Raw genomic sequence first — 20,557 nt, 5'->3', positions numbered from 1 at the left:
GCCCACGGCGCGGTCAAGCCACTGACCTGATCCGGTGAAAGGCCAGCCATGACCTACCTGATCGCAGTCCCGGACCTACTGGGCCAGACGGCAACCGAGGTCGCCGGTATCGGATCGAGTCTCACCGCGGCCCGCGCCGCGGCGGCGTCCTCGACGACGACGGTGACCGCGATGGCCGCCGACGAAATCTCGGCCGCCGTCGCCGCGCTGTTTGGCGGTCACGGCCAGCAGTTCGCCGCACTGGGCAGGCAGGCCGGGGCGTTTCACGATCAGTTCGTGCAGGCGCTACAGGCGGCTGGAAGCGCATATGCGAGCGCCGAGGCCGCCAGCGTGGCGCCGCTGCAAGCCCCCGCGCAGGCGCTGCAGGACCTGCTGGCCACCCTGCCCAACCTGGGTGCGGGCAATCGAGGCAACGCGAACGTGGGCAGCGGAAACACCGGTAATCAAAACCTCGGCAGCGGAAACACCGGCAACTCGAACGTCGGTGGCGGAAACATCGGCAGCGGAAATGTCGGCCCCGGGAACTTCGGCAACTTCAACGTCGGCGGCGGCAACGCGGGCAACCACAACATTGGCTTCGGCAACACCGGCACCAGCTTCCTCACGTTCACCAACGGCGCCGACAACAACGTCGGCATGGGCAACACCGGCAACAACAATGTCGGCTTCGGAAACACCGGCGCCTTCAACCGCGGTGGTGGGAACACCGGCATCGGAAACATGGGCGCCGGCAACACCGGGAACAACAACATCGGCTTCGGGCTGACCGGCAACAACGAAATCGGCATCGGCAACACGTATTTCAACACCGCGACCAATCAGTTCAACCTCGGCGGGCTGAACTCGGGCAGCGGCAACATCGGCCTGTTCAATTCGGGCAACAACAACATCGGCTTCTTCAACTCCGGTGACGGCAACGTCGGCCTGTTCAACACCGGCAGCAATACCTATAACGCGGGCATTCCCAACAACTTCGGCTTCGGGAACTCGGGCGCCGTCAGCACCGGCATCGGGAACTCCGGCGGCTACGACACCGGCTTCGGGAACTCGGGCGCGCAAGACACCGGTTTCGTGAACGCGGGACCGGTGAACACGGGCGCCGGCAACGGGGGCTTCGCCAACACCGGCTTTGGGAACTCGGGCAACTTCAACACGGGCAACGGGAATTCGGGCAGCAGCAACACGGGCTACTGGAACTCGGGCGGTGTCAACACCGGCTTCGGGTTCAGCACGGACAGCGGGGCGGTGAACTCGGGCTTCGGCAATACCGGTACCGGGGTCTCGGGTTTCTTCAACTCGACCACCGGCGGGTCCGGCGGCGACGGCTCGGTCTCGGGTTTCGGCAACAACTTCAGCGGTTCGGACCCCAATTTTGGTTTCGACGGCTTCGCCTCGGGCTTCTTCAACTCGGCGAGCGGACCGTCATTCATCAACGGCGAGACGTCGGGCTTCTTCAACTCGGCCACCGGCGGGACCATCGTCAACGGCGACAACTCGGGCTTCTTCAACGTCGGCATCCCGGGCGCCCTGGCGGGCCCCAACGTCAGCGGCCAGATCTCCGGCCTGCTGAACTTCGGCACCGTCGTGTCCGGGATCTTCAGCCTCAGCCGGCTGCTGCCGTAACGCGCCCCGGATCAGCAGCCGCAGGCGTGGCCGCGCCAGGTCCGCACACCCTGCCAAGCGGCGGCGCCGGCGACCCCGAGCCCCACCACCGGGTCGACCCACCACGCGCCCGACCACAGCCCCGTCAGCGCGAGCGTGATCAGCACCGCCGCGGCCTGGATGCCGCACAGGTAGTTCTGCGTGCCTTCGCCCTCGGTGGCCTCCGAACCGAGCCGCACCCCCAGCCGGTGGTTGGCCCGGCCGAGGACCGGCATCAGCACCAGGCCGAGGGCGGCCAACGCGATGCCGATCAACGACATCTCGGCGTGGTGCTCCTCGGTCAGGTCCCGGAGGGATTCCGCGGCGATGTAGGGCGCGGTCAGCCAGAACGACACCGCCACACCGCGCCGGGCACGCCGCTCGGCCGTCTCGGAAAACGCCCGCGCGCCGCTGAATCGCCAGATCACCATCGCGCTGGCCAGCGCCTCGGCCGCGCCGCCGAGCGCCCACCCGGTGAGCGCGATCGACCCGACCGCCAGTCCCTGCCACAAGCCGACCGCGCCCTCGACGAGCACGACGACCATGCCGAGCCAGGCCAACCGGCGCGCCCACCCGGCGGCGGCCCGCCAGCCGGCATCCCCGCTCCCGGCGACGTGGCATTCGGCGACGACGACGGGCGAAGTGGTCATTGCGCGAGGCTAGCGACGGCGGGGCGATGCCGCGAACCGGCACGCACCGACGTAACACAACCGTGTCCGGGCCCTTACACACCGCACCCGCGGGCGGCCGGCAGTAGAGCCGCGTCGTTATTGTGGCTAACCAGTAGCGGGGGAGAAGGGACGACATGGCGCGCACCGACAACGACACCTGGGACCTGGCGACGAGCGTGGGAGCCACCGCCACCATGGTGGCCGCGGGGCGGGCCCGGGCCACCCGCGACGGGCTGATCGACGACCCGTTCGCCGAGCCGCTGGTGCGCGCGGTCGGCATCGACTTCTTCACCAGGTGGGCCGCCGGCGAGCTCGACTCCGCCGTCGTCGACGTGCCCGGCGCCCCGTGGGGAATGCAGCGCATGACCGACATCCAGGCGGCGCGCACCCGCTACATCGACGGGTTCTTCGCCGAAGCGCAAAGCGCGGGCATCCGCCAGGTGGTCATCCTGGCCGCCGGCCTGGACGCCCGCGCCTACCGGCTGCCGTGGGCGGCGGGAACGACGCTGTTCGAGATCGACCAGCCGCAAGTCATCGAGTTCAAGACGGCGACGATCGCCGAACTCGGCGCCAAGCCGACCGCCGAGGTACGGGCGGTGCCGATCGACTTGCGCCAGGACTGGCCGTCGGCGCTGCGCGCGGCCGGGTTCGACACCGCGCGCCCGGCGGCGTGGGCGGCCGAGGGCCTGCTGGGGTTCCTGCCGGGCGACGCGCAGGATCGGTTGCTGGACAACGCCACCGCGCTGTCCGCCGGCGGCAGCCGGCTGGTGGCCGAGGTGTTCATGAATTCCGGGACCAACCTGCAGGCGCTCAACGCGGCCACCCGCAAGTGGCAGGAGAACGGCCTCGACGTCGAGCTGCAGAACCTGGGCTTCCCCGGCGAGCGCAACGACGTGGCGAGCTACCTCGCCGACCGCGGCTGGCGCCCGGTGCGCACATCGCTGAATCAGCTGTTGGGCGACAACGGATTACCGCTGCAGTCGACCGACGAGAATTCGCCGTTTTCCAGCAACTACTACTGCACCGCGGTGCTGGACCGGGCAGCTTAGAGGAAGGCCGCACATGCCGAACAGCAAGCCCGCCAAGCCACTTGACGGGTATCGGGTCCTGGACTTCACCCAGAACATCGCCGGGCCGCTGGCCGGACAGGTGCTGGCCGACCTGGGCGCCGAGGTGATCAAGGTGGAGGCCCCCGGCGGCGAGGCGGCCCGGCACATCACCGCCGTCCTGCCCGGGCGCCCGCCCCTGCCCACGCTGTTCCTGCCGCACAACCGGGGCAAGAAATCGGTGGCGGTGGACCTCACCGACGACGAGAGCAAGCAGCGGATTCTGCGGCTCGTCGACACCGCCGACGTTGTGCTGGAAGGCTTTCGGCCCGGGGTCATGGAGCGGATGGGGCTCGGGCCCGACGAGCTGCGGGCGCGCAACCCGAAGCTGATCTACGCGCGGCTGTCGGCCTACGGCGGCAACGGCCCGCAGGGCAACCGGCCCGGCGTCGACCTGATGGTCGCCGCCGAATCGGGCATGACCACCGGGATGCCCACCCCGACCGGCAAGCCGCAGATCATCCCCTTCCAGCTCGTCGACGCCGCCAGCGGTCACGTGCTGGCCCAGGCGGTGCTGGCCGCGCTCCTCAACCGTGAGCGCCACGGGGTGGCCGACGTCGTGCGCGTCGCGATGTACGACGTCGCGGTCAACCTGCAGGCCAGCCAGCTGACCATCCACCTCAACAAGCCGAGCGAGCCGAAGCCCGACGCGGAGCCAAAACCCAAGAAGCGCAAGGGAGTTGGCTTCGCCACCCAACCGTCCGACGCGTTCAAGGCCGCCGACGGCTACCTGGTGATCAGCGCGTACGTGCCCAAGCACTGGGCGAAGCTGTGCGCGATCATCGGCCGCACCGACCTGCTGACCGACGAGCGGTTCATCGACCAGCGCGCCCGAGCGCTCAACTACCCGGAGCTCACCGAGGAACTCGAGTCGGCGCTGGCGGCCAAGACCGCGGCCGAATGGGTCGAGCTGCTGCAGGAAGGCGGCCTGATGGCCTGCCACGCATACACCTGGAAGCAGGTGGTCGGCACCCCGCTGTTCGCCGAGAACGAGCTCGCCCTGCGGGTCGGCAGCGGCGAGGACGCGATCACTGTCGTTCGCATGCCGGCGCGCTACGCCAGCTTCGACGCCGCGTCGGCCGGTTGGGCCACCGAACCCCCACCCGCGCCCGGGCAACACAACGAGGAGTTCCTCACCGGTTAGAGCCCCGGGAGCCGCACCACCTGAATGAAGAACTCGTCGATCTGGCGAACCGCGGTGATGAACGCGTCGAGGTCGACCGGCTTGGTGACGTAGGCGTTGGCGTGCAGTTGGTAGCTGCGCAGGATGTCCTCCTCCGCCGAGGAGGTGGTGAGCACGACGACCGGGATGCGCGCCAGGTCCGGGTCGGACTTGACCTTCTCCAGCAGCTGTCGGCCGTCGTATTTCGGCAGGTTCAGGTCGAGGAGGATGAGGTCCGGTCGCGGCGCGTCGGCGTATGGACCGCGCCGGTAAAGGAAGTCCAGGCCCTCCTCCCCGTCGTGGGCGACATGCAGGTTGTTCTTGAGCTTGTTGTGCTCGAACGCTTCTCGCGTGATCAGCTCGTCGCCCGGATCGTCCTCGACGAGCAGGATCTCGATCGCTCTACCGGCCGATGATGGCGATGTCATCATGTCCTTCTTTCGTCACGATGGGCAGGGTGAACTGAAGCCGCGTCCCGTCGGTGTAGGTCGAGTCGACCCAGACGGTGCCGCCGTGCTGCTCGACGATCTTCTTGCACAGCGCCAGGCCCACCCCGGTTCCGGAGTACACGTCCCGCCCGTGCAGCCGCTGGAAAATGACGAATACCTTCTCGGTGAATTCTTCGGCGATGCCAATGCCGTTGTCCGACACGGACAAAAGCCACTCGTCGGCGCGTCGTTCGCAGTCGATGACCACGCGGGGCCGGCGGTCCTTGTGCCGGAACTTCACCGCGTTGCCGATCAGGTTCTGCCACAGCATGGTCAGCAGCGTGGGATCCCCGATGATGACCGGCAGCGGCTGCGTGGGCCGCACGATTTCGGCGTCCGTCTCCTCGACGGCGGCGGCGAGGTTGGCCAGGCCGGCGTCGAGCGCCGTGCCGAGGTCGACCTCGGTTTCCATGGTGGCCAGGCGGCCCACGCGGGAGAACGTGAGCAGGTCGTTGATCAGCACCTGCATGCGCTTTGCCCCGTCGACCGCGTAGCCGATGTATTCGATCCCGCGCTCGTCGAGCTGGTCGCCGTAACGCTTCTCGAGCAGCTGGCAGAACGAGGCGACCTTGCGCAGCGGCTCCTGCAGGTCGTGCGACGCGACGTAGGCGAACTGCTCGAGTTCGGCGTTGGAACGCCGCAACTCGACCGCCTGCTCGTCCAAAAGCGCACGGGCCGAACGCGATACCTCGAGCTCCTCGACGAGGCGCTCCCGCATGTTCTCCACGTCGATCGCCATGTTGCGAATGTCCTTGGGCCGCTTGGGCGGGGCGATGCTCTCGCCAAAGTCGCCCTGCGTGATCCGCCGGCAGACCGCGGCCAGCGTCGCGATCGGGCGGGTGACCGCGTCCCGTACCAGGATTCCCAGCGCGGCCGCCGTGCCGAAGAACAGCAGCACCATGGTGATTAGCACCCGGTCCCGCCAGGCGTCGGTGCGCTTGAGTTCGTCGGCCGCCTGGTTGCGCGCCGCCGTCAGGTTCGCGTTCTGCCTGTCGAAAAGGGCACGCAGGTGGTCGAATTGGGCCTTGCCGCGTTCGGCCGCGGGCCGGCTCATGACGTTGCGGGCGTCGGGGACCACGCTCGCGATCGCGGGCTCGGCGTAGTTGGCGCGCCAGTTGGCGGCCGCCTGTTCGATCGCGTCCAGGTCGGCGAGCAGGTCCGGACGCTCGGCCAACCGTCGCCGGATGTCATCGGCGGCCTCGCGTTCGGCGTGCTGCCCGTCATAGTACGGCGTGAGGAACTGGCGATCGGCCGCGATCAGGTAGCCGCGCACGCCGGTCTCCTGGTCGCGCAGCGCCGATTGCAGCTGATAGGCGGCCACCCGCGACGGCTGGATTCCGTCGACCAGCGCGCGCAGCATGTGGTCGGAGCGCTGCAGCAGCACGGCCCCGACCACCGCGCCGGCGAGCACCATCACGCCCATGGTGGACAGGACCAGGAACTGCCAGCCGCGCACGGTCAGCTGGTTGAGGCGCGGCACCCGGAGGGCGGGGCTCACGTCGTGGTCCGCTCGACGCGCACCACCGCGATGTCGTCGCTGAGCCCGCCGCGCGGGCGGGCGAGTTCCTCGGCGCCGTCGATGAGCGCGTCGACGAACGCCGGTCCGGGCAGCCGCGCATGCTTGCGGGCCAGCGCGAGCAGACCGTCCTCGCCCAGGCGCCGGTTACCTTCCCCGGAATACCCCTCGAAGAGCCCGTCGGTCAGCAGCAGCAGCCCCTGCCCCGCGGGCAGGCGCAGCTCGTGCCGCGGCCAGTGGTCGCCGCCCAGGCCCAGCGCCGGGCCGCCCGGCGGCTCCACCCATTCGACGCCCTCGCCGTCTTGCACCAGCATCCCCGGATGGCCGGCCCGGACGGCGGTGACGCCGGTGCCGTCGGGGTGGATCTCCAGGCTGAGCACCGTCGCGAAGATGCCGTTGCCGGTGCGTTCGGACTGCAGCACCCGCTCGAGCTTCGGCATCAGCTCGACGCCGTGCACCCCGGCGAAGGTGAGCGCGCGAAACGCGATGCGCAGCGCCGCCCCCAGCGCCGCCTCGTCCGGCCCGTGCCCGGCGACGTCGCCGATCAGGACGTGCACGACCCGGTCGGGCGTCTGCACGACGTCGTAGAAGTCCCCGCACAACAGGGCGTCCTCGCGGCTCGGCCGATACCGGGCCACGATGTCGATGCCGGGCTCGTCGAGCAGCAGCGGCGACGGCAGCAGGCCGCGTTCCAGCAGAGCGTTCTCGCGGGCCCGAAGCCGGCTCGCGTGCAGGTCGGCGGCGATGAGCTCGGCCCGTTTGCGCTCGATCGCGTAGAGCAGCGCGCGCCGCAGCATCTCGGGCTCGACGCGCCCCTTGACGAGGTAGTCCTGCGCGCCCGCGGCAACCGCGGAGGCCCCGAAGTATTCGTCGTTCAACCCGGTCAGCACGACGATGGGGACCGCGGCGTCGCGCTGGGCGATGCGGTCCAGCGCGTCGATCCCGCTGGCGTCGGGCAGGTTCAGGTCCAGCAGCACGCAGTCGGGCCGCACCGATGCGAGCTCCTCTTCGGCCTGCGCGATCGACTGCGCCCAAGTCAGCCGGATGTCGGCGACCGCTTCGGCGATCAGCTCCTCCACCAGCAACGCGTCGGCCCGGTCGTCCTCGACCAACAGCAGCGAGAGTGGCTTGACTGAAGAGCGCATGCACGTCAATTCCCGGTCAACCATGGAAACCCATGGGAAGCCATGTTAAGCAATTGGACGCTCCCGGGGCCGCGATAAGACTTTGCTCTTGCACGACGGTCGGAGTGGATGGCCGGTGCCTGTTTACCGACGCTGGGGCCGGACTTACCGGCCTATCTCGTTGCTGTCGGAGATCCTATTCGGTGCGCCGACGCCTTCGGAAACAGAGTCCCGCATTCAGCGCAGCAGCGCCCGCGACATCACCACGCGCTGAATCTGGTTGGTGCCCTCGTAGATCTGGGTGATCTTGGCGTCGCGCATCATCCGCTCGACGGGGAAGTCGGTGGTGTAGCCGGCGCCGCCGAACAATTGCACGGCGTCGGTCGTCACCTCCATCGCGACGTCGGAGGCGAAGCACTTGGACGCGGCCGAGATGAAGCCGAGGTCGGGTTCGCCGCGCTCGGCCCGGGCGGCGGCCTGGTACACCAGCAGCCGCGCGGCCTCGACCTTCATCGCCATGTCGGCCAGCATGAACTGCACGGCCTGGAAGCTGCTGATCGACTCCCCGAACTGCTTGCGGTCCTTGGTGTAGGCGATCGCGGCGTCCAGCGCACCTTGGGCGATGCCCACGGCCTGGGCCCCGATGGTGGGACGGGTGTGGTCCAGCGTGGCCAGGGCGGTCTTGAAGCCGGTGCCCGGCTCGCCGATGATCCGGTCGCCCGGGATGCGGCAGTTCTCGAAGTACAGCTCGGTGGTCGGCGAGCCCTTGATGCCGAGCTTGCGCTCCTTGGGGCCGACGGTGAAGCCCTCGTCGTCGATGTGCACGATGAACGCCGAGATGCCGTTGGCGCCCTTGTCGGGGTCGGTGACGGCCATGACCGTGTACCAGGTCGACTTGCCGCCGTTGGTGATCCAGGCCTTGGCGCCGTTCAGGATCCAGTCGTCGCCGTCGGCCTTGGCGCGGGTGCGCATCGACGCCGCGTCGCTGCCGGCCTCCCGCTCGGACAGCGCGTAGGACGCCAGCGCGCCGTCCTCCGCGAGCGAGGGCAGCACCTGCTTTTTCAGCTCCTCCGAGCCGCGCAGGATCAGGCCCATGGTGCCCAGCTTGTTCACCGCCGGGATCAACGAGGCGGACGCGTCGACGCGGGCCACTTCCTCGATGACGATGCACGCCGCGACCGAGTCCGCGCCCTGCCCGCCGTACTCCTCCGGCACGTGCACCGCGTTGAACCCCGACGCGTTCAGCGCCTCTAGCGCCTCCTGCGGGAACCGCGCGTTCTCGTCCACGTCGGCCGCATGCGGCGCGATCTCCTTCTCCGCCAGCGCGCGGATCGCCGCCCGCAGCTCCCGGTGTTCCTCGGGCAGTTGGAACAGATCGAAGGTGGGGTGTCCGGCCCACTGAGCCATCTTGGCCTCCTAGCTACTCGCCGGTAACTTTACCGTGGCGCTGTTGCAGCGCCGAATCCTTGGCACGCACGCTCTCGGCCAGCTCGTCGGAGAACGCGACGAGTCGCGCCCGCAGCGCCGCGTCGGACGACGCCAGGATGCGCACCGCGAGCAGGCCCGCGTTGCGGGCGCCGCCGATCGAGACCGTGGCGACCGGAACCCCGGCCGGCATCTGCACGATCGACAGCAGCGAGTCCAGGCCGTCGAGGCGGGCCAGCGGCACCGGCACCCCGATCACCGGCAGCGGCGTGGCGGAGGCGACCATTCCGGGCAGGTGCGCGGCGCCGCCGGCGCCGGCGATGATCACCTGCAGACCGCGGTCGGCCGCCGTGCGCGCGTAGTCGAACATCACCTGCGGCGTGCGGTGCGCCGAGACAACCCGGACCTCGGCCGGGACGTCGAACTCGGCCAGCGCCTCGGCAGCGTCGGCCATCACCGACCAGTCGCTGTCGCTGCCCATGATGACGCCGACGCGCGGAGCGTTAGCCATGTGGATCCCATCCGTCCGTCCACTGCCCGTGTGACAACCAGTGTGCCGCCAGGTCGGCACGTTCACGCAGCTGGACCAGCCCGGCCGGGTCCGCGCCCAGGAAGTTGACGTGCCCGATCTTGCGGCCGGGCCGCTCCTCTTTGCCGTAGAGGTGAACCCGCGCGTCGGGCATCCGCGCGAACAGGTGGTGCAGCCGCTCGTCCATGCTCATCGCCGGGGTCTGCGGGGCGCCCAGCACGTTCGCCATCACGGTCACCGGCGCGATGGCGTCGGTGTCGCCGAGCGGATAGTCCAGCACCGCGCGCAGGTGCTGCTCGAACTGGCTGGTCCGCGCCCCGTCCATGGTCCAGTGCCCGGAGTTGTGCGGCCGCATCGCGAGCTCGTTGACCAGCAGCGCACCGTCGGTCGTCTCGAACAGCTCGACCGCCAGCACGCCGACGACACCGAGTTCGGCGGCCAACCGCAACGCCAGCTGCTGGGCCCCGGAGGCCACGCCGTCGTCCAGGTCCGGCGCCGGCGCGATCACCTGCACGCAGATCCCGTCCCGCTGCACCGTCTCCACCACGGGCCAGGCCGCGCCCTGCCCGAACGGGGAGCGCGCCACCAGGGCGGACAGTTCGCGGCGCAGGTTCACCTGCTCCTCGGCCATCACCGGCACGCCGGCGGGCAGGAAGCTGGCCGCGATTTCCCGGGCGTGCAAGGGGTCGCGGGCCATCCGCACCCCGCGCCCGTCGTAGCCGCCGCGGACGGCTTTGACGACGACGGGGCCGCCCACCCGCGCGGCGAACGCCTCGAGCTCGTCCAGGTTGCGGATGCCGGCATACCGCGGCACCGGTGCGCCCAACGCCTCCAACCGCCGCCGCATCACCAGCTTGTCCTGGGCGTGCACCAGGGCGTGCGGCGGCGGCGCCACGTTGACGCCCTCGGCGACCAGCTTCTCCAGCAGCTCGGTCGGGACGTGCTCGTGGTCGAAGGTCAGCACGTCGGCCCCGGCCGCGACCCGGCGCAGGTCCTCGAGATCGGTGTGCGAGCCGATCATCACGTCGGCGCTGACCTGCGCGGCCGATTCGCCGGGGGCGGTCGCCAGCACCCGCAGCGTCTGCCCCAGCGCGATCGCGGACTGGTGGGTCATGCGGGCGAGCTGACCGCCGCCGACCATCGCCACGACGGGGGCGGCCTTGGGTGAGCGCTTGTTCGGCACGGCCATCATGGTGTCACGGCCCGCGGCGAAGCAGATTTTGCGTCGTTTTCGCGTCCGTCCGTACACTGACGTGTTGTGTCCTTCGCCGATGCCGTAATTTCGCGCCTGCCAGAGGCCGTTCAGCCTCATTTGCTGCGCCATCACGAGCTGATCAAATTCGCGATCGTCGGCGGCACCACGTTCGTCATCGACTCGGCGATCTTCTACACCCTCAAGCTGACGATCCTCGAACCCAAGCCGGTGACCGCCAAGGTGATCGCGGGCATCGTCGCGGTCATCGCCTCCTATGTCTTGAACCGGGAGTGGAGCTTCCGCGACCGCGGCGGCCGCGAGCGCCACCACGAGGCGTTCTTGTTCTTCGCCTTCAGCGGCGTGGGCGTGCTGCTTTCCATGGCGCCGCTGTGGTTTTCGCACTACGTGCTGCACCTTCGGGTGCCCGAGGTGTCGCTGACGCTGGAGAACATCACCGACTTCATCTCGGCCTACATCATCGGCAACCTGTTGCAGATGGCGTTCCGCTTCTGGGCGTTCCGGCGCTGGGTGTTTCCCGACGAGTTCGCCCGCAACCCCGACAAGGCGATCGAATCCGCCCTTACCGCAGGCGGTTTCGCCGAGGTCCTGGAGGACGAGCTGGAGAAGAGCAACGTCACCCTGTTGCGGTCGTGGCGGAAAAAGGCGAGCCGATTCGGTCAGCTCGGCGACTCCTCGGAACCGAGGGTGTCGAAGACTTCGTGATACAGCAGCGCGTGCACCTCGCGCAGCCGCGGAATGTTGTAGAACTCCAACGGATCTTGTGACGCCGACTCGATGATCAGCGTTCCGGTGCGAAACATGCGCTCGCTCAAGCGGTCCCGGAACTCCACGCTATTGATGCGCGCCAGCGGGATGTCGATGCCGCTGCGCGTGAGCACTCCGTGCCGAAACATCACCCGGCGATTGGTGACAACGAAATGCGTGGTCAGCCAGCCCAGGAACGGCCACAGCGTGAGCCAGCCGACGATCACCAGCCAGATGCCCCAGATGACGCCGTAGATGATGTTCTTGGCGAGCTGCTCCCAGTGCGTCGAGTTGAGGTAGCCGGAGCCGAACGCGGCCAGCGCGGTCGCCAGCACCAGCACCACGACGGGCCAGATCAACCGCTTCCAGTGCGGGTGGCGGTGCAGGACGACCTGCTCGCCGGCGGCCAGGGCGTTGTCCGGATAGCTCACGTGAAAAAGCTACCGCTGCTGGCGCAGATGCACGACGTCACCGGCGGAAACCACGACGGTTTGGCCGCCGGCCTCCACACATAACCGGCCCTGGTCGTCGACCGCGGTCGCGGTGCCCACGACCTCCTTGTCGCCGGGCAGCACGGCGCGCACCGGGCGCCCGATGGTCAGGCTGCGCGCCCGGTAGTCGGCCGCCAGCGCCCAGTCGGCGCCCCGCGCGGCCCGCCAGGCCACGATCCGCCTGCCCAGTTCGGTCAGCACCGCGCCGACCAGCCGGCCGCGGTCCGGCTCGGGCACGCCGAGGTCGAACAGCGACGTGGCGCCGGGCCCGTCGACCTCGTCGGGGGCCTGGGTCACGTTGAGCCCCAAGCCGATCACCACGACCGGGCGGGCCACCTCGGCGAGGATGCCGGCCAGCTTGCCCGCGGAGTCCGGCGGGCCGGCCAGCACGTCGTTGGGCCACTTGAGGCCCGCCTGCACCCCGGTGACGGCCAGCACCGCGTCGACGATCGCCACCCCGGTGGCCAGCGACAGCCAGCCCCAGCCCTCGGTGGGCACGTCGACGACGCTGACGCCCACCGACATCGTGATCTGGGCCCGTGGGCTGGCCGTCCAGCCGCGCCCGTGGCGCCCGCGGCCGGCCGTCTGATGCTCGGCGATCAGCACCGCCCCGGCGACGTCGTCGCCCGCCGCCGCGCGCGCCAAGAGGTCGGCGTTGGTGGAGCCGGTCTGCTCGACGACGTCGAGCCGGCGCCAGCCCAGCCCGGTGCCGATCAGCTCGGCGCGCAGCGCGGCCTGATCCAGCGGTTGCCGAAGCGAATCGCGGTCCGTCACTCCACCCAGCCTAAGCACCGGCGCGGGGCCTGCCGATACCATCGAGTCCCATGACAAGCGTTACCGACCACACCGCCGAGCCCGCCGCCGAGCACACCATCGACATCCACACCACCGCGGGCAAGCTGGCCGAGCTGCACAAGCGGCGGGAGGAGTCGCTGCACCCGGTCGGCGAAGAGGCCGTCGAGAAGGTGCACGCCAAGGGCAAGCTGACCGCCCGCGAGCGCATCCTGGCCCTGCTCGACGAGGACTCGTTCGTCGAGCTCGACGCCCTGGCCCGCCACCGCAGCACCAACTTCGGCCTGGACAAGAACCGCCCGCTGGGCGACGGCGTGATCACCGGCTACGGCACCATCGACGGCCGCGACGTGTGCATCTTCAGCCAGGACGCCACGGTGTTCGGCGGCAGCCTCGGCGAGGTGTACGGCGAGAAGATCGTCAAGGTGCAGGAGCTGGCGATCAAGACCGGCCGCCCGCTCATCGGCATCAACGACGGCGCCGGCGCGCGCATCCAGGAGGGCGTCGTCTCGCTGGGCCTGTACAGCCGGATCTTCCGCAACAACATCATCGCGTCGGGGGTGATCCCGCAGATCTCGCTGATCATGGGCGCGGCCGCCGGCGGCCACGTCTACTCCCCCGCCCTGACCGACTTCGTGGTCATGGTCGACCAGACCAGCCAGATGTTCATCACCGGCCCCGACGTCATCAAGACGGTCACCGGTGAGGACGTCACCATGGAGGAGCTCGGCGGCGCCCACACCCACATGGCCAAGTCGGGCACGCTGCACTACGTGGCCTCCGGCGAGCAGGACGCCTTCGACTGGGTTCGCGACCTGCTGAGCTACCTGCCGCCGAACAACGCCACCGACCCGCCCCGGTACGCCGAGCCCGCCCCCGCGGGGCCCATCGAGGAGAACCTCACCGAGGAGGACCTCGAGCTGGACACCCTGATCCCGGACTCGCCCAACCAGCCCTACGACATGCACGAGGTGATCACCCGGATCCTCGACGACGACGAGTTCCTGGAGATCCAGGGCGGTTACGCGCAGAACATCGTCGTCGGGTTCGGCCGCATCGACGGCCGGCCGGTCGGGATCGTGGCCAACCAGCCCACCCAGTTCGCCGGCTGCCTGGACATCAACGCCTCGGAGAAGGCGGCCCGCTTCGTGCGGACCTGCGACTGCTTCAACATCCCGATCGTCATGCTGGTCGACGTGCCGGGCTTCCTGCCGGGCACCGGCCAGGAGTACAACGGCATCATCCGGCGCGGGGCCAAGCTGCTGTACGCCTACGGCGAGGCGACCGTGCCCAAGATCACGGTCATCACCCGCAAGGCCTACGGCGGCGCCTACTGCGTCATGGGTTCCAAGGACATGGGCTGCGACGTCAACCTGGCCTGGCCGACGGCCCAGATCGCGGTGATGGGCGCCTCCGGCGCGGTCGGCTTCGTGTACCGCCAGCAGCTGGCCGAGGCCGCGCGCAACGGCGAGGACGTGGACGCGCTGCGCCTGCAGCTGCAGCAGGAGTACGAGGACACGCTGGTCAACCCCTACGTCGCGGCCGAGCGCGGCTACGTCGACGCGGTGATCCCGCCGTCGTACACCCGCGGCTACATCGGCACGGCGCTGCGCCTGCTGGAACGCAAGATCAGCCACCTGCCGCCCAAGAAGCACGGGAACATTCCGCTATGACAGACGACACGCCGCAGCAGCACGATCCGCACATCCAGGTACTCAAAGGGAACCCGACCGACGCGGAGCTGGCGGCGCTGGTGGCCGTGCTGGGCGGCGTGGGCGCCGCCTCGCCCGAGCCCAGCCAGCCGGAGAGCACCCGCTGGGGCTTGCCGGTCGACCGGCTGCGCTACGCGATGTCGAACTACCAGCGGCTGACGATGCAGCAGATGACACACATGCGGCATTGACCCGGCTGGTGCTGGGGTCGGCCTCGCCCGGCCGCCTCAAGGTGCTGCGCCAGGCCGGCCTCGATCCGCTCGTCGTGGTGTCCGGCGTCGACGAGGACCTAATCGCCGCGGGCCTGGCGCCCGACGCCCCGCCCGACCAGGTGGTCTGCGCGCTGGCCACGGCCAAGGCCAACGACGTCGCCGGGCGGCTCGACGGCGCCACCGCGGCCGATTGCGTTGTGCTGGGCTGTGATTCGATGCTGGCCATCGACGGCCGGCTGTGCGGCAAGCCGGGATCGGCCGAGGCCGCGGTGAGCCAGTGGCGGCTGATGGGCGGCCGCTCGGGCCGGCTGCACACCGGGCACTGCCTGCTGCGGCTGCGCGACGGCGCGATCACCCACCGCGAGGTCCAATCCGCCTGCACCACAGTGCATTTCGCCGCGCCTGCCGAGGCGGATCTGCGGGCGTACATAGCCGACGGCGAACCTTTGCGGGTGGCCGGCGGCTTCACCCTGGACGGGCTGGGCGGCTGGTTCGTCGACGGGATCGAGGGCGATCCGTCGAACGTGATCGGCGTGAGCCTGCCGCTGCTGCGTGAGCTGCTGGGCCGGGCCGGGCTGTCCGTGGCCTCGCTGTGGGAGACCCGGCGGTAGGCTCGAAGTCGTGTCCTTACCCCCCGATCCACACCCGTCCCTGGCCGAATACGCCCACCCCGAACGACTGGTCACCGCCGACTGGCTGTCCGCCAACATGGGCGCCCCGGGCCTGGCGATCGTCGAGTCCGACGAGGACGTGTTGCTCTACGACGTCGGCCACATCCCCGGCGCGGTCAAGATCGACTGGCACACCGACCTCAACGACCCGCGGGTGCGCGACTACATCAACGGCGAGCAGTTCGCCGAGCTGATGGACCGCAAGGGCATCGCCCGCGACGACACGGTGGTGATCTACGGCGACAAGAGCAACTGGTGGGCGGCCTACGCACTGTGGGTCTTCACGCTATTCGGCCACCCCGACGTGCGCCTGCTCAACGGCGGGCGCGACCTGTGGCTGGCCGAGCGCCGCGACACCACCCTGGACGTCCCGACCACGACGTCGAGCGGCTATCCGGTCGTGCAGCGCAACGACGCGCCCATCCGCGCGTACAAGGACGACGTCCTGGCCATCCTCGGTTCCGAGCCGCTGATCGACGTGCGCTCGCCGGACGAGTACACCGGCAAGCGCACCCACATGCCCGACTACCCCGAGGAGGGGGCGCTGCGGGCCGGGCACATCCCCACCGCCGTGTCGATCCCGTGGGGCAAGGCGGTCGACGAGAGCGGCCGCTTCCGCCCCCGCGCCGAGCTCGAGGAGCTCTACGGCTTCCTGCAGCCGGACGACAAGACCGTCGTCTACTGCCGCATCGGCGAGCGGTCCAGCCACACCTGGTTCGTGCTCACCCACCTGCTGGGCAAGCCCGGGGTCCGCAACTACGACGGATCGTGGACCGAGTGGGGCAACACCGTGCGGGTGCCGATCGTCGCGGGCGAGCAGCCGGGAGCCGTTCCGGTCTGATGAGCATGCCCGCCCCCCTGGCCGAGGTGGTGTCCGACTTCGCCGAAGTCCAGGGCCAGGACAAGCTGACGCTGCTGCTGGAGTTCGCCAACGACCTTCCCGCGCTGCCGGCCGACCTCGAGGAGGCGGCGATGGAGCCGGTGCCCGAGTGCCAGTCGCCGCTGTTCCTGCACGTCGACGCCAGCGACCGCAACCGGGTGCGGCTGCACTTCAGCGCGCCCGCCGAGGCGCCCACCACCCGGGGGTTCGCGTCGATCCTGGCCGCCGGTTTGGACGAGCAACCGGCCGCCGACATCCTCGCGGTGCCCGAGGACTTCTACACCGAGCTGGGCCTGGCCGCTCTGATCAGCCCGCTGCGGCTGCGCGGCATGTCGGCGATGCTGGCCCGCATCAAGCGGCGATTGCGCGAGACGACCTGATCAGGAACGGATTTGGAGACCGGGTATCAGCCCCTACGGCGCGCCGCATAAACTTCCCCGGGACAAGACTTGTAAGAATTTCTCTTAGAGACGCATATGACGTCCAGCCGAACAGGAGGCGAAGTGGCTAGTCACGCCAGCTCGAGGATCTCCAAGGTGCTCGTCGCCAATCGCGGTGAGATCGCCGTCCGGGTGATCCGTGCGGCCCGCGACGCGGGCCTGCCCAGCGTGGCGGTGTATGCCGAGCCCGACGCCGACGCGCCGCACGTGCGGCTGGCCGACGAGGCGTTCGCCCTGGGGGGGCAGACGTCTGCGGAGTCCTACCTGGACTTCGGCAAGCTCCTCGACGCCGCGGAGAAGTCCGGCGCCAACGCCGTCCACCCCGGCTACGGCTTCCTCTCCGAGAACGCCGACTTCGCGCAGGCGGTCATCGACGCCGGCCTGATCTGGATCGGCCCCAGCCCGCAGTCGATCCGCGACCTCGGCGACAAGGTCACCGCCCGCCACATCGCCGCGCGCGCCCAGGCGCCGCTGGTGCCCGGCACCCCGGACCCGGTCAAGGACGCCGACGAGGTGGTGGCCTTCGCCAAGGAGTACGGCGTGCCGATCGCCATCAAGGCCGCCTTCGGCGGCGGCGGGCGCGGCATGAAGGTCGCCCGCACCCTCGAGGAGATCCCGCACCTGTACGAGTCGGCGGTGCGCGAAGCCGTCGCGGCGTTCGGCCGGGGCGAGTGCTTCGTCGAGCGCTACCTGGACAAGCCCCGCCACGTCGAGGCGCAGGTGATCGCCGACCAGCACGGCAACGTCGTCGTCGCCGGCACCCGCGACTGCTCGCTGCAGCGCCGCTTCCAGAAGCTGGTCGAGGAGGCGCCGGCGCCGTTCTTGACCGACGCGCAGCGCAAGGAGATCCACGAGTCGGCCAAGCGGATCTGCAAGGAGGCGCACTACTACGGCGCCGGCACCGTCGAGTACCTGGTCGGCCAGGACGGCCTGATCTCCTTCCTGGAGGTGAACACCCGCCTGCAGGTCGAGCACCCCGTCACCGAGGAGACCGCGGGCATCGACCTGGTGTTGCAGCAGTTCAAGATCGCCAACGGCGAGAAGCTCGACATCACCGAGGACCCAACCCCGCGCGGGCACGCCCTCGAGTTCCGGATCAACGGCGAGGACGCCGGGCGCGGCTTCCTGCCCGCCCCGGGGCCCGTCACCAAGTACGAGACACCCAGCGGGCCGGGCGTCCGGCTGGACTCCGGCGTCGAGGCGGGATCGGTGATCGGCGGCCAGTTCGACTCGATGCTGGCCAAGCTGATCGTCTACGGCGCCACCCGCGAGGAGGCCCTGGCCCGCTCCCGCCGGGCCCTCGACGAGTTCCACGTCGAAGGCTTGGCGACCGTTATCCCGTTCCACCGCGCCGTGGTGAGAGACCCGGCGTTCATCGGTGACGAGAATGGCTTCTCGGTGCACACCCGCTGGATCGAGACCGAGTGGAACAACACCATCGAGCCCTTCACCGGCGGCGAGCCGATCGACGAAGAGGACGCCCGGCCCCGGCAGACGGTGGTCGTCGAGGTCGGCGGGCGCCGGCTCGAAGTCTCGCTGCCCGGCGACCTGGCCCTGGCCAACGGTTCGGCCGACCCGGCCGGGGTGATCCGCAAGAAGCCCAAGCCGCGCAAGCGCGGATCGCACGCGGGGGTGGCCGCCTCCGGCGACGCGGTGACGGCGCCCATGCAGGGCACCGTGGTCAAGGTCGCGGTGGAGGAGGGTCAGGAGGTCGCCGCCGGCGACCTGGTCGTAGTCCTCGAGGCGATGAAAATGGAAAACCCGGTCACCGCGCACAAGGACGGCACCATCACCGGACTCGCCGTCGAGGCCGGCGCGGCCATCACCCAGGGCACCGTCCTCGCCGAGATCAAATAACACGAAGAAACTCAGAAGAAACGTCAATAGCGTTGTCCGACCCGCCCCGGCGCGGGTAGGGTCGGTTTCAGGTTGAGTTCACAGCCGCCCGGATCACGTCAGGCAAGCGGGAAGGCAAACTCCCCGATCTCGAGCTTCACGGCCACCTGGCGTCGTCCGCAGCAACACCCTCCAAATGACGGAGACACGCATGTCTGTGGCCCAATCTTGGCAACAAAGCCGAACCGCACAATTCACGTCCCGCTTGAGCGCGCTGGGGGCGGTGATCACCGTCGACGGTGAGCTCGACGCCGCCAACGCCGATCAGCTCGCCATCTACGCGCAACGCAGCGTCCGGCGCGCGCGCCGGATCATCGTCGACCTGCGCGGCCTGGAATTCATTGGTACCGCTGGCTTTTCGGCCCTGCACCGGATCAACGTCACGTGCTCGGCCGCCCAGTTGCACTGGGCCATGGTGCCGAGCCCGGCCGTAGCGCGGTTGTTGAGGATCTGCGACCCCGACGGCACCCTGCCCGTGACGACGCCGCAAGCCGAGCCGCTGCTGCGCCCCACCAAGAGCGAGCGCGACGAGTCGCGGCCGCTACTTCAGTTGGTCCCGCAGCCGCGTTAGCGACTTCGCCAGCAGGCGCGACACGTGCATCTGTGAGATGCCGACCCGCTCGGCGATCTGCGTCTGCGTCATCGACTCAAAAAACCTGAGCACCAACACCATTCGTTCCCGCTCGGGCAGCGCCTCGAGCAACGGGCGCAACGCCTCGCGATCCTCGATGCGGTCGAGGCCGGCGTCCACGTCGCCCAACGTGTCGGCGATGGCGCGGGCGTCGTCGTCGTCGCTGCCGCCGCCGGTGTCGATGGACAGCGTGTTGTACGAGCTGCCCGCCACCAGGCCCTCGACCACCTCGTCGCGCTCCATGCCGAGTTCGACGGCGAGTTCGGACGCCGTCGGCGCCCGGCCGAGCCGCTGGGACAGATCGGCGGTGGCGGTGCCCAGCCGCAGGTGCAGTTCCTTCAGGCGGCGCGGGACCTTGACCGACCAGCTGTTGTCGCGGAAGTGGCGGCGGACCTCGCCCATGATCGTGGGCACCGCGAACGAGACGAAGTCCGACCCGGTCTCGACGTCGAAGCGGACGACGGCGTTGACCAGGCCGACCCGCGCAACCTGGACCAGGTCGTCGCGCGGTTCGCCGCGGCCTTCGAACCGGCGGGCGATGTGGTCGGCCAGCGGCAGGCACCGCTCCACGATCTTGTCCCGCTGGCGCTGGAATTCCATCGAGTCTGGGGGGACGCCGGCCAGCTCCCGGAACATGTCCGGGACGTCCGCATACTCGTTCGGCCGCGAAACCGAACCGCCGGCAGCTCGCGCTGTCACCTGCTAGAGGCCGCCCGTCGCGCGGTCAGCGTGATACCGAAGACACTGCCGGTCTCATCGGGTTCGCGACCGTCGTGGAAGGTCTGGACTTCGTCGGCCAGGGAGGTCAAGACGTGCCAGCTGAAGCTGCCGGGCGCCACCACGTCGTGGGTGTCGCACGCCGCGGAGGCCTCGACCACCAACTCGTCATCGTGCGGGTCGACCACCACCACCAGCGTCGCGCCCGGCGTGGCCGAGCGGATGAGGCGGGTGCACACCTCGTCGACCGCGAGGCGCAGGTCGGCGACCGCGTCGAAGTCCAGGTCCTCGAAGGTGCCGATGGCACCGACCAGCGTGCGCAGCATCGCCAGGTTCTCGAGGCGTGCCGCAACGTGCAGCTCGACGGCGCGGTGGCCGCGTTGACGCGTGTTCGCGCGAACTCCCGGATCGGTCATATGGTCTCCCGGCAATGTCTGCTTGACATTACTATTGCCGCGCAGCCCGCCGTCGACCGTGGGTTCCAATCGATTAG

General features: G+C 69.6%; 22 protein-coding genes. 11 read left to right on the top strand and 11 right to left on the bottom strand.

All coding sequences use genetic code 11. The annotated features are described in order from the left end of the window. The first annotated feature begins 48 nt into the window (after positions 1–48). Positions 49–1,623 (top strand): PE family protein, encoded by a 1,575-nt coding sequence (locus AWB92_RS18340; protein WP_085188176.1) that lies wholly within the window; start codon positions 49–51, stop codon positions 1,621–1,623. Positions 1,624–1,634: 11 nt separating this feature from the next. Here AWB92_RS18340 and AWB92_RS18335 read toward each other — a convergent pair whose 3' ends face one another. Next, complete coding sequence (locus tag AWB92_RS18335) at positions 1,635–2,291, bottom strand: cation transporter (RefSeq protein ID WP_085188174.1); 657 nt, start codon at positions 2,289–2,291, stop codon at positions 1,635–1,637. Between the two features lie 155 nt (positions 2,292–2,446). Between AWB92_RS18335 and AWB92_RS18330 the strand changes: the two genes are divergently transcribed. Then, positions 2,447–3,361, top strand: a complete 915-nt coding sequence (locus AWB92_RS18330) for a class I SAM-dependent methyltransferase (RefSeq protein ID WP_085188173.1) — start codon at positions 2,447–2,449, stop codon at positions 3,359–3,361. Positions 3,362–3,374: 13 nt separating this feature from the next. After that, a complete protein-coding gene (locus tag AWB92_RS18325; protein WP_085188171.1) occupies positions 3,375–4,562 on the top strand; it encodes a CoA transferase in 1,188 nt (395 codons plus the stop codon). On the opposite strand, the gene AWB92_RS18320 is transcribed toward AWB92_RS18325, so the two are convergent. From AWB92_RS18320 to AWB92_RS18295, 6 genes are all read right to left on the bottom strand, one after another. Then, on the bottom strand, positions 4,559–5,008 hold the full coding sequence (locus AWB92_RS18320) for a response regulator (RefSeq protein WP_068112478.1): 450 nt from the start codon (positions 5,006–5,008) through the stop codon (positions 4,559–4,561). The two genes, AWB92_RS18325 and AWB92_RS18320, sit on opposite strands and share 4 nt — an antisense overlap. Then, entirely contained in the window at positions 4,983–6,491 is a 1,509-nt protein-coding gene (locus tag AWB92_RS18315) for a CHASE3 domain-containing protein (RefSeq protein ID WP_085188321.1), read from the bottom strand. The genes AWB92_RS18320 and AWB92_RS18315 overlap by 26 nt, the downstream gene beginning before the upstream one ends. Positions 6,492–6,562: 71 nt before the next feature. Continuing rightward, the gene (locus tag AWB92_RS18310) at positions 6,563–7,729 is read right to left on the bottom strand and encodes a fused response regulator/phosphatase (RefSeq protein WP_241523511.1); all 1,167 of its coding nucleotides are present in this window, start codon (positions 7,727–7,729) and stop codon (positions 6,563–6,565) included. A gap of 216 nt (positions 7,730–7,945) precedes the next feature. Further along, positions 7,946–9,115 carry an acyl-CoA dehydrogenase gene (locus AWB92_RS18305; RefSeq protein ID WP_085188167.1) on the bottom strand — a complete coding sequence of 390 codons (1,170 nt, stop codon included), beginning with the start codon at positions 9,113–9,115 and terminating at the stop codon, positions 7,946–7,948. Positions 9,116–9,128: 13 nt separating this feature from the next. Then, a complete protein-coding gene (gene purE / locus AWB92_RS18300) occupies positions 9,129–9,644 on the bottom strand; it encodes a 5-(carboxyamino)imidazole ribonucleotide mutase (RefSeq protein WP_085188165.1) in 516 nt (171 codons plus the stop codon). Continuing rightward, positions 9,637–10,854 (bottom strand): 5-(carboxyamino)imidazole ribonucleotide synthase, encoded by a 1,218-nt coding sequence (locus AWB92_RS18295; protein WP_085188318.1) that lies wholly within the window; start codon positions 10,852–10,854, stop codon positions 9,637–9,639. Before AWB92_RS18295 ends, purE begins: the two co-directional genes overlap by 8 nt. Before the next feature lie 66 nt (positions 10,855–10,920). Here AWB92_RS18295 and AWB92_RS18290 point away from each other — a divergent pair, with 66 nt between their 5' ends. Continuing rightward, positions 10,921–11,580 carry a GtrA family protein gene (locus AWB92_RS18290; RefSeq protein ID WP_085188163.1) on the top strand — a complete coding sequence of 220 codons (660 nt, stop codon included), beginning with the start codon at positions 10,921–10,923 and terminating at the stop codon, positions 11,578–11,580. Here AWB92_RS18290 and AWB92_RS18285 read toward each other — a convergent pair. Further along, positions 11,535–12,053, bottom strand: coding sequence for a PH domain-containing protein (locus tag AWB92_RS18285; RefSeq protein ID WP_068112498.1), 519 nt, complete (start codon positions 12,051–12,053; stop codon positions 11,535–11,537). The genes AWB92_RS18290 and AWB92_RS18285 overlap by 46 nt on opposite strands. A gap of 9 nt (positions 12,054–12,062) precedes the next feature. Continuing rightward, positions 12,063–12,887, bottom strand: coding sequence for a biotin--[acetyl-CoA-carboxylase] ligase (locus AWB92_RS18280; RefSeq protein ID WP_085188161.1), 825 nt, complete (start codon positions 12,885–12,887; stop codon positions 12,063–12,065). 50 nt (positions 12,888–12,937) lie between these two features. Here AWB92_RS18280 and AWB92_RS18275 point away from each other — a divergent pair, with 50 nt between their 5' ends. From AWB92_RS18275 to AWB92_RS18245, 7 genes are all read left to right on the top strand, one after another. Continuing rightward, a complete protein-coding gene (locus AWB92_RS18275) occupies positions 12,938–14,578 on the top strand; it encodes an acyl-CoA carboxylase subunit beta (RefSeq protein ID WP_085188158.1) in 1,641 nt (546 codons plus the stop codon). After that, a complete protein-coding gene (locus AWB92_RS18270) occupies positions 14,575–14,808 on the top strand; it encodes an acyl-CoA carboxylase subunit epsilon (protein WP_085188156.1) in 234 nt (77 codons plus the stop codon). Before AWB92_RS18275 ends, AWB92_RS18270 begins: the two co-directional genes overlap by 4 nt. Next, entirely contained in the window at positions 14,805–15,440 is a 636-nt protein-coding gene (locus AWB92_RS18265; RefSeq protein WP_085188154.1) for a nucleoside triphosphate pyrophosphatase, read from the top strand. Before AWB92_RS18270 ends, AWB92_RS18265 begins: the two co-directional genes overlap by 4 nt. Before the next feature lie 10 nt (positions 15,441–15,450). After that, positions 15,451–16,341 (top strand): sulfurtransferase, encoded by an 891-nt coding sequence (locus AWB92_RS18260; protein WP_085188152.1) that lies wholly within the window; start codon positions 15,451–15,453, stop codon positions 16,339–16,341. Beyond that, on the top strand, positions 16,341–16,760 hold the full coding sequence (locus AWB92_RS18255) for a SufE family protein (RefSeq protein WP_068186894.1): 420 nt from the start codon (positions 16,341–16,343) through the stop codon (positions 16,758–16,760). The genes AWB92_RS18260 and AWB92_RS18255 overlap by 1 nt, the downstream gene beginning before the upstream one ends. A gap of 123 nt (positions 16,761–16,883) precedes the next feature. Continuing rightward, positions 16,884–18,677: an acetyl/propionyl/methylcrotonyl-CoA carboxylase subunit alpha gene (locus AWB92_RS18250; RefSeq protein WP_085188150.1), complete on the top strand. Its 1,794-nt coding sequence runs from the start codon at positions 16,884–16,886 to the stop codon at positions 18,675–18,677. Positions 18,678–18,867: 190 nt separating this feature from the next. Beyond that, positions 18,868–19,287 carry an STAS domain-containing protein gene (locus AWB92_RS18245; RefSeq protein WP_068186927.1) on the top strand — a complete coding sequence of 140 codons (420 nt, stop codon included), beginning with the start codon at positions 18,868–18,870 and terminating at the stop codon, positions 19,285–19,287. On the opposite strand, the gene AWB92_RS18240 is transcribed toward AWB92_RS18245, so the two are convergent. Both AWB92_RS18240 and AWB92_RS18235 read right to left on the bottom strand, forming a co-directional pair. Next, positions 19,258–20,046, bottom strand: coding sequence for an RNA polymerase sigma factor SigF (locus AWB92_RS18240; RefSeq protein ID WP_068186897.1), 789 nt, complete (start codon positions 20,044–20,046; stop codon positions 19,258–19,260). The genes AWB92_RS18245 and AWB92_RS18240 overlap by 30 nt on opposite strands. Next, positions 20,043–20,480 carry an anti-sigma factor gene (locus tag AWB92_RS18235; RefSeq protein WP_068186899.1) on the bottom strand — a complete coding sequence of 146 codons (438 nt, stop codon included), beginning with the start codon at positions 20,478–20,480 and terminating at the stop codon, positions 20,043–20,045. Before AWB92_RS18235 ends, AWB92_RS18240 begins: the two co-directional genes overlap by 4 nt. Positions 20,481–20,557 lie beyond the last annotated feature (77 nt).

Origin of the sequence: Mycobacterium sp. IEC1808, assembly GCF_002101935.1 — a bacterium.
Lineage (GTDB): Bacteria > Actinomycetota > Actinomycetes > Mycobacteriales > Mycobacteriaceae > Mycobacterium.
The sequence above is the reverse complement of the archived record's forward strand: the minus strand, read 5'-3'. Positions and strand labels throughout refer to the sequence as shown.